The sequence below is a fragment of the Sphingobacterium sp. BIGb0165 genome (genome assembly GCF_024810095.1).
Lineage (GTDB): Bacteria > Bacteroidota > Bacteroidia > Sphingobacteriales > Sphingobacteriaceae > Sphingobacterium > Sphingobacterium detergens.
Genome location: NZ_JANUEB010000011.1, coordinates 39,965 through 55,718 on the forward strand (window position 1 = coordinate 39,965; position 15,754 = coordinate 55,718).

Annotated in this window: 11 protein-coding genes; 3 read left to right on the plus strand and 8 right to left on the minus strand. The window is 39.7% G+C overall.

Annotation, left to right across the window (positions count from 1 at the left end):
* Nucleotides 1–236 precede the first annotated feature (236 nt).
* Entirely contained in the window at nucleotides 237–1,007 is a 771-nt protein-coding gene (locus M2408_RS23245; RefSeq protein ID WP_259186985.1) for a glycerophosphodiester phosphodiesterase family protein, read from the plus strand.
* On the opposite strand, the gene M2408_RS23250 is transcribed toward M2408_RS23245, so the two are convergent.
* The 4 genes from M2408_RS23250 to M2408_RS23265 form a co-directional block, all read right to left on the minus strand.
* Nucleotides 1,004–1,429, minus strand: coding sequence for a hypothetical protein (locus tag M2408_RS23250; RefSeq protein ID WP_259186986.1), 426 nt, complete (start codon nucleotides 1,427–1,429; stop codon nucleotides 1,004–1,006). The two genes, M2408_RS23245 and M2408_RS23250, sit on opposite strands and share 4 nt — an antisense overlap.
* Nucleotides 1,430–1,532: 103 nt before the next feature.
* Nucleotides 1,533–3,080 carry a SusD/RagB family nutrient-binding outer membrane lipoprotein gene (locus M2408_RS23255; protein WP_259186987.1) on the minus strand — a complete coding sequence of 516 codons (1,548 nt, stop codon included), beginning with the start codon at nucleotides 3,078–3,080 and terminating at the stop codon, nucleotides 1,533–1,535.
* A gap of 4 nt (nucleotides 3,081–3,084) precedes the next feature.
* Nucleotides 3,085–6,300, minus strand: a complete 3,216-nt coding sequence (locus M2408_RS23260) for a SusC/RagA family TonB-linked outer membrane protein (protein WP_259186988.1) — start codon at nucleotides 6,298–6,300, stop codon at nucleotides 3,085–3,087.
* Nucleotides 6,301–6,884: 584 nt separating this feature from the next.
* Nucleotides 6,885–8,417 carry a sulfatase gene (locus M2408_RS23265; RefSeq protein ID WP_259186989.1) on the minus strand — a complete coding sequence of 511 codons (1,533 nt, stop codon included), beginning with the start codon at nucleotides 8,415–8,417 and terminating at the stop codon, nucleotides 6,885–6,887.
* A gap of 90 nt (nucleotides 8,418–8,507) precedes the next feature.
* On the opposite strand from M2408_RS23265, the gene M2408_RS23270 reads away from it, so the two are divergent.
* A complete protein-coding gene (locus M2408_RS23270) occupies nucleotides 8,508–9,689 on the plus strand; it encodes an exo-alpha-sialidase (protein WP_259186990.1) in 1,182 nt (393 codons plus the stop codon).
* Between the two features lie 406 nt (nucleotides 9,690–10,095).
* Here the strand turns inward: M2408_RS23270 and M2408_RS23275 are convergent, their stop codons facing one another.
* The 4 genes from M2408_RS23275 to M2408_RS26315 all read right to left on the minus strand — a co-directional run bounded on the left by M2408_RS23275 (nucleotide 10,096) and on the right by M2408_RS26315 (nucleotide 14,051).
* The gene (locus M2408_RS23275) at nucleotides 10,096–10,374 is read right to left on the minus strand and encodes a hypothetical protein (protein ID WP_259186991.1); all 279 of its coding nucleotides are present in this window, start codon (nucleotides 10,372–10,374) and stop codon (nucleotides 10,096–10,098) included.
* Entirely contained in the window at nucleotides 10,371–11,078 is a 708-nt protein-coding gene (locus M2408_RS23280; protein ID WP_259186992.1) for a hypothetical protein, read from the minus strand. The genes M2408_RS23275 and M2408_RS23280 overlap by 4 nt, the downstream gene beginning before the upstream one ends.
* Before the next feature lie 130 nt (nucleotides 11,079–11,208).
* Entirely contained in the window at nucleotides 11,209–13,446 is a 2,238-nt protein-coding gene (locus M2408_RS23285) for a Tex family protein (protein ID WP_259186993.1), read from the minus strand.
* A gap of 86 nt (nucleotides 13,447–13,532) precedes the next feature.
* Nucleotides 13,533–14,051: a twin-arginine translocase TatA/TatE family subunit gene (locus M2408_RS26315; protein WP_310447568.1), complete on the minus strand. Its 519-nt coding sequence runs from the start codon at nucleotides 14,049–14,051 to the stop codon at nucleotides 13,533–13,535.
* A 240-nt stretch (nucleotides 14,052–14,291) separates the two neighbouring features.
* Here M2408_RS26315 and M2408_RS23295 point away from each other — a divergent pair, with 240 nt between their 5' ends.
* On the plus strand, nucleotides 14,292–15,665 hold the full coding sequence (locus M2408_RS23295; protein ID WP_259186994.1) for an MATE family efflux transporter: 1,374 nt from the start codon (nucleotides 14,292–14,294) through the stop codon (nucleotides 15,663–15,665).
* The last annotated feature ends 89 nt before the right edge of the window (nucleotides 15,666–15,754 follow it).

The window sequence follows — 15,754 nt, forward strand, 5'->3', positions numbered from 1 at the left end:
GCTCGTTTTATTTTCTTTATTTTGAGTACATATTTTGTTTACGATTTATTGATATAGGATGGCTATTTTAGCAATTCATATTTCCATAATTAAATAGGTAGATGGCTGCTTCAGATCACAATGATATACGGTTGAAAACGATTTCTGTATTTCTATTATTATTTTTATCTAGTTTATTATACACGAAAGTTTTAGCTCAAAGCAACCAGAGGCTAAAGTTTGAATCTGTAGAAGCCATGCGTGCATACTTTAAGTATGCTGAAGGAAAGAAAATCATAAGCGGTCACCGCGGGACGATAGAAGATGGTCTTCCTGAAAATTCTATTGCGGCTTTTGAGGCTGTGTTACGTAAAACTCCAGCAATTTTTGAAATAGATCCACGCTATACGAAAGATAGTGTTGCGGTATTACTCCATGATGCAAACTTGGAGCGGGTGACAAATGGGGGCGGTCGGGTGTCGGATTATACATGGGCTGAATTGCGTACACTTCGTCTCAAAGACCATGCTGGAAATATTACTAAATATCCTATAAATACCCTAGATGAAGTTATTGAATGGGCAAAAGGGAAAACCATTTTAAATCTTGATAAGAAAGATTTACCACTGTCAGCGACCGCAGCTATATTGCGAAAGCATAATGCATATAGTTGGGTTTGGGTAACCGTACATAATGTTGAGCAGGCGGCCTACTATTTGGCTCAAAATCCGGATCAGTATATGTCTATGCATATCAAAGATCAGTCAGCCTTAGCTAAATTTAAGGCTTCGGGATTGCCTTATGACCGGATGATCGTCTATATAGGTCCTGAGTTAAAAGAATCGAATGCAGAAATGTATCGCTTTTTTAATGGGAAAGGGGTGATGTGTATGATTTCGTCAGCGCCAACTTATGACAAGCTAACAAAGAAAGAGGAAAGAAAGGAAAAATATAGGGCGATATTCGCCCAGGGTGCATCTATTCTTGAATCTGATTTACCAATGGAGGTGGCAGATGCAATTGATTAATCCAATTCGACGTTATCAGCCAGAAAATTAAAATATTTTGGTGATTCCTCTTCAAAAATTTCCTTTCCTTCCATCATATAGGCGCGAAGAAGGTATTCTTGTGCAGATTCGGTATTAGCTGTTTCCAGGTAACACTGTCCTAATCGCAGCATGATAAAAGGATTTTCATAAGCATTTTCGATGATATTGCCTTTGGCATTTTCAAAGTGTGGAAGTGCATTTTCGAAGTCGTCCTCTAAGAAATAAGCATCTCCAATGGAGGCTTCCAACCAAAGACTTTCAGCGTGGACATTTTGTGGGTTAGGGATTAAATTGAGCGCCTCAGTCCATACCCTAATTGCTTCGCGAAAGTTCTCTTCATCACAATAGGCATTACCCTCTTCACTCAGTTGGTCGATTTTATCTAATATTTGATCATCCATGGCATTCTTTCTTAATGGTCTTTTACGAAGTTAGGAAATAATTGGAAAAAAAAACACCTGAAATCTTAAACTTCAGGTGTTCAAAGGGGTAGAAAATGCTTTTTTATTTATTCCACCATACTTTGGTGTTGATCACATCATCTCCTTGTTGTGCCAGGGCTGCTTGATAATTTGATCTATTTGTACTTTGTTCCTTTAACGGGTAAACAAAACGACTGGGTATTTCTTTTCCCACTTCTGGTGTAAAGTAATAGGTGACAGTTTCACCATTAATAGTCCCTGTCCAAAGTGCATCGCCTGCTTTTGTCAGGAATAATGGATATCCCGTTCTTCTGATCTCTGACCACGCTTCGATACCTTGATTGAAAAGTGCCAGGTATTTCTGAGTAAGCACGTACTCTTTGTTCGCAGCGGGAAGTTTGCTTATATAGGCTGTGATATCGTCTTGTGGGACACCCCATTTTTCCAAAGAGGCTTTTGTGCCTTTTTCGTAATTGATTTGATCCCAGTTGCTATTTTCGGCTTGGATAAATGCTACTTCTGCATATTCCATAAGAACTTCGCTATAGTCTGCCGCATTGATCAGGTCACTTGGCAACGATATTTTATCGACCGGAAACAGATTTCCAGCAGCTAAAGGCAGGCCGTAGGGTTGGCCTACAAATTTTCCATCTGCGGCTGTTGGCTTGGCAAATTTAGCTAACCTTGGATCTGCAATTTTAAAAGGACCACGCGTACCTTGAAGGGTTTTAATAAGCACATCGGAGATCGCGAAATCTTTCCGGTTAGCCGTTACAGTGGCGCGGAATAAAGGCGCTTCGTTGGGTGAGGTTTTCGAATATTTGAATACAGCGTTGTCACTATTGGACGTAAAAACTCCTTTTGCCAGTGCATCTGCAATATGTGCTGTAGCCAAAGCGGCATCTTTGATCTTGATACGATTGGCTACCCGTAAGCGGAGGGAATTGGCAAATTTTGCCCAGTTCGCATTAGACCCCTTATAGATAATATCGGCATTACCAAATGTGGTTGCTGTTGCATATTTCGTTAAGGTATCAGCTGCTTGTTGTAGTTCATTGAGGATATCTTTATATATTTTCTCTTGACTCGCATATTTAGGAGTTAAGTTGTCGGGGTCCTGTTGCAGAGCTTGGAAATCAGCATCTTTATTGCCATAGGACTCATAGGGGATATTTCCAAAGACATCGGTTAATGACTGAAAAGCATAAGACTTGAGAATTCTTACAATGGCAATTTGATTGGCATTGGTACCAGCTGTCCCTGCCGTGGCGATTGCTCTGGTGCTTTCATCCGTATTGAGTTTGATAATATCATTCAGGTTATTCAACGATTTGTATGTTGCTGTCCAGTAATTATCCGAATAACTCTGATCTATTCTGTAGCGGGATTGGTCAGTATAAATATTCTGACTGAAATATTGGGCGAATAATTGCCCCCCCCGAAGACTAATCTCTTCACTCCGTAAGGCATTGATCAACTGTTTCTCCGCAGTAACCAATAACGTAGGCGTTGGTACCGAAGCCGGACGATTGGGATCGGTATTAATTTCAGCAAATTTAGCTTTGGAGCACGAAGACGCAAAAAGTGAGATGCCGATTGCACCTGTATATAGTATATTTAATAATTTCATTTTTTTAGAATTTTAGATTCACATTAAAACCATAAGTAACAGGCAATGGAATAGCACCGCCTTCGATGCCTTGTACATTACCACCACTCGACGTGAATTCAGGGTCAATGTATTTACTTTTGGTATAGATATTCCAAAGATTCCGGCCATAGACACTAACGCCAATATTCTTAATGACTTTGACATTGGCTAGTTTGAAATTATAGCCTAAAGTGACTTCTCTGAGTTTGACGTATGTTGCATCGAAAATGGAAAAAGTTGTAGGCCCATTGTATTCATTGCGGGCCCACTGCTGTGCATCAATGTTGGTTGTGTTTGGTGTAATATTTTTGACATCGTAGGTTCCGTCACTATGAAAGGTAACATCTCCTTTGACACCATCGAGTACAATACCTGTTTCGCGGATGTTATTGGCAGCTGTTTTGTCCAGAATACCGGAGTACATGCCAACTTTATATGTTTGGGAGAAGAATTTTCCACCTACACGACCGGATACTAAAAAGCCGAGGGCGAAGTTTTTATACCGGAGGCTGTTTTGGATACCAAAGGTGAAATCAGGCAGAATAGATCCCAGAGGAACCAATTGAGAGGTCTTCATATAGGTACTATTCTTAATTAATTTACCATCTTTATCTTGCGTATCTTTTTCTAGTACACGTTGTCCATCTGGTGCATACACGAAATCATTTCCAAGGAATTGGCCATACGATTCCCCTTCACGTGCGACCAATTGAACCAGTGAACTGCTTAAGCTTAATGTATTCACTTGATCGTCTAATTTGACCACTTTGTTTTTGTTCTTCGCCCAATTGATTGTTGCGTCCCAGGAAAAGTTTTCGCGTTTGATTGGTGTGCCGTTAAGCACAATTTCAATGCCTTTATTGTTGATTCTACCTGCATTAAGCCATTTGCCTTCGTATCCGAAAGAAGACGATACCGGTACAGCCAGAATTTGGTTTCTTGAGTTGTTATTATAATAGGTCAGATCCAGGCCTAATCGGTTTTTGAATAACTGAAGGTTGATCCCGGTTTCCCATGAACTTGTTCGTTCTGGAAGCAGGTTGTTGTTTGGTTTGATCGGTGGTAATGTATAGGAAGGATTACCTTCAAAAGGCTGATCCGGGTTATAAGCCTTAGCCAGCTGGTAAGGATCTGTATCATTTCCAACATCGGACCAGCCTAATCGCAGTTTACCAAAGCTTAACCAGGATAAGTTTTTGAAAGCCGCTAAATTGCTGAATAGAAAGCTTCCAGCCACGGATGGATAAACATAAGACCAGTTAGAAGTAGGAAGAGTAGAAGACCAGTCGTTTCGAATGGTGGCATCGATATAAAGCAGGTCATTATAGCCCAACGACACACTGCCGAAAACCGATGCGATCCGTTTATGATAACTGAAATTATCGACCTTAATCGCACTTGCATTTTTGAGGTTATAGTAGTTAGGGATAATCAGTCCGCCTTGTGTAATCGCATAATTGTTTTGCGATTTCTTATCTCTGATATTACCGCCAGCAAAAGCAATGAGTGAAAATTTATCCCAATTTTTTTTGGCTGTTGCAATAAACTCGTAATTATATTCATTGAGCTTGTTGTTTGTTTCTTCGTACTGTGAAGCGCTCCGTGAATATACAGCGATACGGTCCTGTGCCTGTAAGGAATAGATATCGGCGTGAACTTTGGCCCCGAGCGTTAACCAGCTATTGACATCATATTCTGCTCCGATATTACCATAAAACCGATCTCTGTTATCTTCCATATACGATTCGTAGGCCGACCAATAGGGATTATCGATAAAACGTGTTGCTTCGGCAGCGGGTGTATTTTGCCAACCAGTACGGTTCCACGCTAGTGGGGTTCCGTCAGCCCGTTTATAGTTCTCCAGTATCTTGTAATCGACCTGTACAGCCCCCCATTGAAATGCTTCAAGGATAATATTTCTATTGGAAGCACCAGTCCAAGGACGTCCTAGAGAAGAACTGCGGATATAATTAAATGTCGAGTTGATTTTTAATTTACCTAATTGCGTACCACCCGAAAAATTAAATGCATTTCGATGTAAATTTGAGTTAGGCGTCGTACCTGTTACATTTTTGTTTGTATAGGAGAAACGATAATTGGTGTTTCCACTATTGCCTCCTATGGAGAAATTATTGGTATTCGCTACGCCTGTACGGAAGAAATAACTGACATCATTTTTTGGATAAAGCCAGGGCGAAGGCTTGAGATAATTTGCCTCATCTTCGGGATTGAGATTGTACCACTGTAAAACAGGGGTGCCATCCAATTTTGGTCCCCAACTTTCATCGGAAGCATAATCTACGATTTTATAGTCAGTACCAGCGATATTTTGTGTTTGGAAGCTGGTAGAATAACCCTGACCGTAGAGATGCTGTCTTTTTGGAAGACGAACAATATTTTCGAAATCGATCCCTGTATTCAAGGAAATTTCGACTTTCTCACCTTTTGAAGCACGTTTGGTCGTAATCATGATAACCCCATTTGCTGCTCTGGAGCCATACAATGCTGCCGCTGTCGCTCCTTTTAGAACAGAGATGTTTTCAATATCATCCGGATTAAGGTCCTGTATCATGTTTCCAATATCCTTACCAGCGCTTCCGTTGATTGTAGCTGATGAATTGAAGTCAGTATTGTCGATAGGTGTTCCATCAACAACATACAGCGGTTGATTGTTTCCTGCGATTGAATTGATGCCGCGTAATACAACATGTGTCGAACCGCCCATATTGCCGCCTGAACTGGTCACCTGAAGTCCTGCAACTTTCCCTGAAAGTGCGCTTAGCGCGTTGGTTGGACGAGTCTGCAATTCGGTGGATTTTACCTCCTGTACAGCATAACCTAGGGATTTTTTCTCTCTGGAAATACCCAAGGCTGTTATAACAACTTCATCCAATTGGGAACTCGTCGGTGAAAGTTGAATTGTGGTAAGCCCGCTGGGATTGGTTTGGACGGTTTTGGAATCAAAACCAATATATTGAACTTGGATGCTGATGGAATTACCATTTGATGGTAATTCGAATAGGCCACTTGCATCCGTTTGCACCTGTTTTTTGCTTATTATTTCTGTAATCGTTGCACCTTGAATAGGGGCATTGTTGTTGTCGACTACTTTTCCTTTTATGGTGGATTGAGCGTATAGCGTGCTGCTGCTTAAGCAAAGCGCTGCCAGTACGACAAAATTTATATTATTTTTTGCCATATTAATTTAATGATAATGAATGGTTTTTTTTGTTTACGGTTATAGGAGATCGTTTGAATCGAACTGGAAAACATCTCCTAGAAGCATTCGTTTTACAGGTATATGTATTGCACTGATTTTCATGTGTTAAAAAATGTTAATGCAAATATATAAAATCTACCTAATAACTATACTTTATTTTTTATTTTTTTGTAATTATGATGTCAGAATGCCCATGATAATCTTATTGGCTAGATACGACTACCGTTTTTACCTCAATGGAATACTGAGCGGATATCTTTGTCATAAAATAACTTGTTGGAATTACGCTTATAATACAAATGGAATACCAGTAAAGCACCTTTGTCGTATAGGTACAGTATAGATACAATATAGAATAAGTATTCATAAAGTATTGCTATGGGTACATAAGCTAATGTTTAACCAGTACCATATTTTTGCCAGAAGCGTGTTTATAAGTTGGAGACTATAGATAATTCAGGGAACAATACAGTGGAAGAAGGGATTTCCTTGCGGATTAACAAGAATAGGATGAAGGTCTGAAATGAAACAGGGTATCTCATTTATGGATACCCTGTTTTTGTTTAACGGTCAATGTTTACTTGATAAATTGTTTCGGCTTCGTCATCATCAAATTGCCGGATTTGCGCGATGAGTTTTTGTTTCATTTTAGTGACTACGCGCTGATAGGTTGGGTCTTTATAAACATTTCGAAGTTCATTTGGATCTTTTTGAAGGTCGAAAAGCTCCCAGTTTTCAATACGTTTATAATAACGAATCAGTTTGTAGCGATCATCTCTGACGCCAAAATGAGGGCTCACAGCATGCTCTCCGTTTTCGAAATAATGGTAATATATATCCTTGCGATGTTCTTCTTTTGTATTTTTTAGGACATGAACAAAGGATTTTCCTTGTATGTCAACAGGTTTTTTGATTGCGGCCAACTCAAGTAGGGTGGGAGCGATATCGGCATTCACCAATTTTGCTTCGATTTTTGTCGCAGGTTTAATCAATGGGGGGTAACGCATTAACATCGGTGTCCGGAATGACTCTTCGTACATCCATCGTTTGTCAAACCAGCCGTGTTCGCCCATATAGAATCCCTGATCCGAAAGATAGATCACGATGGTATTTTGGCGGAGAGATTTCTGATCCAGATAGTCCAATACTTTACCTATATTGCGATCCATAGATTGAGCGGTATTGAGATAATCGATCATATAACGTTTGAACTTCCACTCGGCAAGCTGTTTGCCTGTTAGCTTGCCTTGTTGCAGTTGTTCATAAATGGGGCGGTAATAGGCAACGTAACTATCCTTTTGTGCTTGGTCCATTCGTTTGAAATTACCATCATTCATCATTTCTTCCAATGAGTTGAACATTTTGAGATCATAACCCATCTTCATATCCTTATCGATTGACATTTCCTGTAACGCGGCGGCCTGTCTGCTTTGGTAATTATCATAAAATGTTGATGGTAGGGTAAAATTCACGGTATCATAGGTTCCGAAGTCTTTTGGGTCGGGCATCCATGTGCGGTGTGTCGCCTTATGACCGATGACCAGACAGAAGGGCTTGTTTGAATCTAGGGTATCCAGCCAATTGATCGATTTTTCTGTCACGATATCTGAAACATAGCCTTCAGTGCGCTTACGCCCTTGTTTGCTTATGAAATCTGGATTGAAATACGTGCCCTGACCCACCAGGATATCATAATAATTGAACCCTTGGAGCTTTTCTCCCAAATGAATTTTGCCAACCCAGGCTGTTTGGTAGCCCACCTGTTGTAACTGTTTGACAAATAAATCCTGGTTGAAGTCAAATTCGGAAGTTTCATTGTCCTTAAATCCATTCTTGTGGCTATACTTGCCTGTTAGTAGTGTGGCTCTGGCTGGACCACAAATGGAGTTGTTAACATATGCATGGTTGAAAATTGCCCCTTCAGTCGCAATACGATCAATTTGCGGCGTTTTAGCATAAGTTGAGCCATAGGCACTAATGGTTTGATAGGCATGGTCGTCTGATATAATGATCACGATGTTAGGCCTATTCTGCCCCAGTACCTGGCTGCATATGCTCCATAGTATAAGCGCTAAACAAATAGAGGTAAATTTCATTGTAATAATGGTTTTATTGTTGATTATGATATCGTTTCTTTAAAGATAGAAGATTATTCTATTTTTATAGTTAAAAAGTGAAAAGTAAGTATGATAAACACAATTTGGATCCGAATAAGAAAAGTCTTTGTGACTGCAATATTTGTAGGATTGTATGCCTTGGTAGGTGCACAGGAGGTAAATGTTTTTGTATCTGGCGAAGATGGTTATAAAAGCTATCGAATACCGGCAATAGTAAAGGATAAAACAGGACAATTGATTGCCTTTGCCGAGGGAAGAGTGGATCATGCGGGGGATTTCGGTAATGTAGATATTGTTTATAAAATCAGCCCGGACGATGGTAAAACTTGGGGTCCATTGCATATTGCTGTTGATAATGATAATTTGCAGGTCGGAAACCCTGCTCCCCTAGTAGATTTGTTAGATCCGGCATATCCGAATGGACGACTGCTACTTTTTTACAATACAGGTGATAATCACGAAGGCGAGGTTCGTAAAGGCAATGGTATACGCGAATGTTGGTCAATTAGTTCAACAGATGGTGGTAAAACCTGGTCCGATCCACGGAATATCACACTTGAAACTCATCGCCCGAATCAGCCTTCAGTAAATACACGATATACTTTTCATGAGGACTGGCGGGCCTATGCGAATACTCCAGGGCATGCATTGCAATTTGATTCTGGTAAATATAAAGGACGTATCTATATTCCTGCGAATCATTCCGAAGGGAGCCCAAAAGAGAATGGTAAGGATTATTTTGTCCATTCTTACTACTCGGACGACCACGGTAAAACATTCCAGATAGGGGCTAGTGTGAAATTCGAAGGATCAAATGAAACTATGGCTGCTCAGATCTCTGAAACAGGATTGTATATGAATTCCCGTAATCAGCAAGGCAATGTGAAAGAGCGAATCGTATCCTACTCGAACGATGGCGGAGTGACCTGGGATACGACCTATTTTGATAAAAACCTTCCCGATCCCGTTAATCAGGGATCTGTGCTCTCTTGGCAAAGGAAAGGAAAATATGTGTTAGCTGTTTGCAATGCTGCAACCACAAATAGAAGAGATAATTTAACGCTTCGATTAAGCAGGGATCAGGGAAAAACCTGGTATTTCAATCATGTCGTTTCAAAAGCTCCTGCGGATGTAAAAGGGGATTATACAGCCTATTCCGATTTGGTGCTTTTAAATAAAAATAGAATAGGTGTTTTATTCGAAAAGGAGAATTATCGAAAGATTGTGTTTGTGCCGGTCCAACTAAAATAGTTGTAATTATATAACAAAATACATCGTATCTGATTTTTATGCTATAAAATCTGGATGTAACTTATTAAAGAATAAATTTTTGGTTTAGTGACAACAGCTTATAAGTGTAATTAACGATAATCTATAACTATAAAAAAACACCTGAAGTGGGGAACCTCAGGTGTTTAACCTAACCAATTATTAACCTAAATTTATGAAAAGTATACTTTTTAAAGTATAGAAAGTTATATTCAATATTCATGCCATTTTGAGTTCTGACCTACTGTAGTTTTTCTTTTGTGTTATTTTTGTTACTAAAATTACTTCTTCAATTTGTTTTAGTAATATTAATATACTATACTTTGTTGTTTTGTGATAATTAATAAATTATTTTGGTTTACCTCCGTAAAGCAGCTACAAATAAAATTCATGTCAAATATAATCGGAACAATTCCTCCCATTCGGCATCTAGACTGCCAGTATATACTGCCTGTCGAGCTCGATTATACCAATAGCGGGCATTCCAAGGGTCTCCTTCCTTGCGGTGAAGGTAAGCATGTACGTGAGCGGCTTCAATACCATCTAACTGATCGATGAGGTCGTGTGCGGTTTTCCAATCCCCCTTTTTGTCATACCACAATGATTTTTGTACAGTAGACCACTGATGAATAGGACTGTCTAATAATTGAAATTCTTCTATTGTCATTTTGTTAATTCTTTGCTCCAGATTTCATAAATATCATCTCCTTTAGAGCTTTTTCCACTGTGATGCCATTTGTTATCTTCCAGCTTTCCATTAAAATTCAGTTCTTGCCCGACCTTATTATTGTCTCTTGAAAAGAATTGTATTGTCTCTGTGTAACGATTGTTTTTGTAACTGTAGCGTCCGCCACCGGTTCCATAAAATCCTTTTTGGGCCGGATTAATGGCAATCCATTGGAAGTAACCGTCGACCAGAATCTTTATTGTTTTGCGATCTGCTTTTGAAATCTCGTGCATCTTTGCATCTTGTTGTCTACCCGTAATTCTCCACAAAGCATCTAAATCTTGGCTGATGGTTTTCTGTTTGACAAAGATCTTATTGGAATCGGGCAACTTTATCTGGATGTTACCTTTTTCGGTTTTAACATACAAGTTGGTTGATTTACCGATGTCGATACTGTCTTTCGTGTCATATTCGATAACTACACTGATCGTGTTGTCTTGCTGCTGGATTGCGCCGCCCCAAGTATAACCAAAATGCTTATTGGTCTCATCATATTGTATGAAAGAAAGGTAGTGATCCTTGATCAAAATTAGGTTTTTGGTGGTTCCTGCCGTGGAAATATATGCGCCATCAGCAAGTTGCGCCTTAGCTTGGAAATGTACAGCTACAAGCGATAAGCACAATAGTAAAATACAGTTTCTCATAACAAATCAAAGCATGTTGTCTTTTAAAGATACAAAATAAAAATGTTGAATAGTGTACTGGGGATTGCAGACTCATAAAAAAGGCTGATTCTTTGTTAAAGAATCAGCCTTTTTTAGCGGAATATATGATTTATTTGAATTTACTCGCTAATGCGGCAAGCTTACTAGCCATATCCGTTTGCGGTTCTGGCTGTCTTTTGCCTTCATTTCTCTTATTCTTTGGAAGAACAGGTTTTTCATCTGTTTTCATCGATAAAGCAATGCGGTTACGTTTCTCATCCACCTCTGTAACCGTGACTGTGACATGTTGTTGTACTTTGACCACCTCATGTGGGTCGGAGATATAACGGTTGGACAGTTGGCTCAGGTGTACTAAGCCATCTTGATGTACGCCAATATCAACAAAAGCGCCAAAGTTGGTAATGTTGGTCACGATGCCGGGAAGTTTCATGCCAATACGTAAATCGCCAATGCTATTGACACCGTCAGTGAACGAAAAGGCTTCAAACTTTTCCCTTGGATCAAGACCGGGTTTGGCTAGTTCATTAATAATATCATTTAAGGTTGGTAGGCCCACTTCCGCAGAGATATAGTTTTTCAACGGAATGGATTTTCTTAATTCAGCATCTTTGAGTAGGTCTTCTACTTTTTTACCCAGGTCTTTTGCCATTTGTTCGACCAGTGCATAACGCTCAGGGTGTACAGCCGAAGAATCCAATGGATTGGCAGCATGTCTTATCCGAAGGAAACCTGCAGCTTGTTCATATGCTTTGTCACCAAGACGAGGTACTTTTTTCAATTCTCGACGTGAGGAAAATGGACCATTTTCATTTCTATATTTAATAATCTGCTGGGCTAGAGATGGTCCTAATCCAGAGACATAAGATAGAATTTGTTTTGAAGCGGTATTCAGTTCTACACCAACCGCATTTACACAGCTGATGACGGTATCGTCCAACGATGTCTGTAGCTTATTTTGGTCTACATCATGTTGATATTGACCGACACCGATTGATTTTGGATCGATTTTAACCAACTCGGCCAATGGATCCATTAATCTTCTTCCGATTGATACTGCACCACGTACGGTGATATCATGGTCCGGAAACTCTTCCCGTGCTGTTTCTGATGCGGAATAGATTGAAGCTCCACTTTCATTGACCATAACAATGGTCACATTGTCGAGGCCTAGTTTCTTTATAAAGTCTTCAGTTTCACGTCCTGCCGTTCCATTACCGATCGCAATGGCTTGAATATCGTGTTTGGATACAAGATAGTTGATTGTCTTTTGTGCTTCGGCAAGTCCATTTGCTCCATTGTGTGGAAAAATAGCCGTATTTTCTTTCAGTTGGCCTTGCTCGTCCAATACAACGGTCTTACATCCAGTTCGGAAACCGGGGTCTATTGCAAGTAATCTTTTTTGTCCTAATGGTGCTGCTAAAAGTAATTGACGAACATTGTCCGCAAAAACTTTGATAGCCTCTTCATCCGCTTTTTGACGGGTCAATACACGGATTTCTGTTTCCATAGATGGTTTCAATAATCGCTTATAGCTATCTGTCAATGCCAATCTTACTTGTGCGGCAGCATCGTTGGATGCTTTGATATAAAGTGATTCAATGGTCGGAAGGATATTTTCTTCATTGATGTCGATATCCAGATAAAGTAATTCTTCTTTTTCGCCACGACGCATCGCCAAAACGCGGTGTGAGGGGGCGTCTTTTAGCGATTCGGACCACTCGTAATAATCTTTGTATTTAAGAGCAGCTTCTTCCTTTCCTGGAACTACTCTGGATACGAATTCAGCCTTTTCTAGGAATATTGCTCTCGATTTGGATCGTACTGTCGCGTCTTCGGCAATGATTTCAGCAATGATGTCTCTTGCTCCAGCTAGTGCTTCGTCGCTATTGTTTACTCCTTTTTCTGCATCTATTAACGAACTTGCAAGTTCCAGATAATCTGTTTTGTCCTGCACTAAAAGAAGATCTGCCAGTGGCTGAAGTCCTTTTTCTCGAGCGACGCTGGCTCTTGTTTTACGTTTGGGTTTGTAAGGCAGGTAGATGTCTTCCAGGTTCGCCATAGTCTCGGCTGTCAAGACCTGTTGTTCAAGTTCATGTGTCAATTTACCTTGATCATTGATGGATTTTAAAACAGCTTCTTTACGTTTATCCAGATCCTTCAGTTGTTGGGAACGATCTCTGATGTTTGTAATCTGAACCTCATCCAGACTTCCTGTCATTTCTTTCCGGTAACGGGAGATAAATGGAACAGTAGCGCCTTCTTCTAATAGTTGAATTGTCGTGCGAACCTGTTTTTCGCTTATGGATAGCTCGTTAGCAATAGTAATTTCGTGTGATAATAAGCTCATTGTAGATTTTACTTTAAAAAGGAAAGCTGTTGAATGGTTATTCAACAGCTCTATGAAATATCTGATTGTAAATTAATGCAATGGAATTACGCAGGTTTGTTTGTGTTTTCCTCTTGTTCTGTAGGTTTCTTTTCTTCTACTTCGTTGTTTTTGGCCTCCGCAAAGTGGTCATTGTATCCGTAAGTGATATGAGAAGGTTCCTCTCCGTAATCTAATTGCTTATGTGGATTGTGTTCCACGACTCCCGCAGGAGTTGTAAATTCATACTTTTTCTTCGCTGGTTCAGATTCTGAGCTTTCAGCAGTTTCTACGGACTGGGATTCTTGCTCAGCTTTGGCTTGTTCTTCCGCAACTTTTACATCACTAGGGACGGTTTCCTCTTTGACTTCCGTCTTAACGTCTATGTCTTTTTCAAAATTATTGATCTGATCTGAAATCTCACGCTTGATGCCTTCGGATGCATCTTTGAATTCTCGTATCCCTCTTCCTAAACCTCTTGCCAATTCAGGAAGCTTCTTGCCACCAAAAAGTAACAAGATCGCAAACACGATTAAAATCATCTCCTGTGTTCCGATGTTTAGAAATGTTATTACTGGATTGTACATACTCTTTTCCTCTTCTTTTGATTACTAACTAGATGCTAAGTTACACTTATATTTCTATAGTTCTTAGACTAACAGGTAAATTTAAGATAATTTTAAGGTATTTGAAACATAAAAATTACTTAACAAAGGGGCCGTATTTGGTGAGTAAATTTTGTTATATTTTTGCTAAATATTTTTTAATATGACGATAGAGCGGAAATATCTTTGTATTTTTGTGCCTATTTTTTTGAGGAATTGATTATGTTGGGAAAATTTAAAACATTCAAGCCGTATTACAAAAGTACGATCGTATTGGCCGGTCCAGTTGTCATTTCGCAATTGGGACATACATTGGTGCATACTGCGGATAGCGTTATAGTCGGACATTTTGCTGGAACGATTCCATTGGCCGCAGTGTCATTGGTGAACGCTGTCTTTATGATCGTTATGGTAGTCGGATTGGGAATTGCCTATGGGATCACACCATTGATCGCACAGGAAAATGGTCGCGATAATAAGGAGGAGTGCGCTGTATTATTATCAAATAGCTTTTGGTTGAATATCATTACCGGTATATTGTTGTTCTGCTTGGTCTATTTTGGTTCTATGCTCGCAATTGATCATCTGAATCAGGATCCAGCTGTTGTAAAGGAGGCGAAACCTTATTTACTGATTTTAAGTCTTTCTATGTTACCGCTGATGGTATTCAGTACATTTAAGCAATTTGCCGAAGGTCTGGGCTTTACCAAGCAAGCGATGAATGTAACCATCTGGGGAAACGTACTCAATATTATATTGGCAATCATCTTTGTCAAGGGTATGTTCGGAATTACGCCGATGGGTGTAAAAGGGGTCGGATATAGCACGCTGATTGACCGTATCTTGATGATGGCGGTGATGATGACCTATGTGTTGCGATCGCAAAAGTTTAAGGGCTATATACAACATTTTAAAATTACAGTAATAGACAAGGTAAGACTAGGGAAAATATTGCGGATCGGTGCACCTGTTGCAATGCAATATGTTTTTGAAATTGGTGCGTTTGCCGGAGCGTCTTTACTGGCCGGAACGATCAGTGCTACTGCACAAGCTTCCCATCAGGTAGCAATCCAGTTAGCTGCAATGACCTATATGATGGCCAGCGGTATTGCTGCTGCTGCAACAATTAAAGTGGGCAATAGCTATGGAAATAGAAACCTGTTCCGCTTGGAGCGTTTTGCCATAACTTCTTATCAGTTGGTTTTGATTTTTATGTTGATTACGGCGTCATTGTTTGCGATTTTCAATAACTATCTGCCTTACATTTTTACGTCTGATAAGGCGGTAGTCGTTATCGCTGCTCAATTACTGATCATCGCTGGTCTTTTCCAGTTATTTGATGGTACACAGGTTGTGGGACTAGGTGTTCTGAGAGGTATGGGCGATGTCAATATCCCTACGATCATCACTTTTATTGCTTATTGGATTATCGGACTGCCAAGTGGTTATGTGATGGGGATACTTTTTGATTGGGGTATTAAAGGGATTTGGTACGGCTTGACCCTTGGTTTATTGACTTCATCGGTATTGCTCTATTTGCGGTTCCAATTAGTGATCAAGAGAAAGAAGGTCCAATTTGAAAAGAGCATATTATAGAATCGTAAATGAAAGTTTCTGGAAGATAAAACACCATTTTATAGCTGAGAGTATATTCAAATGAGAATATATATATATGGTATTAAATA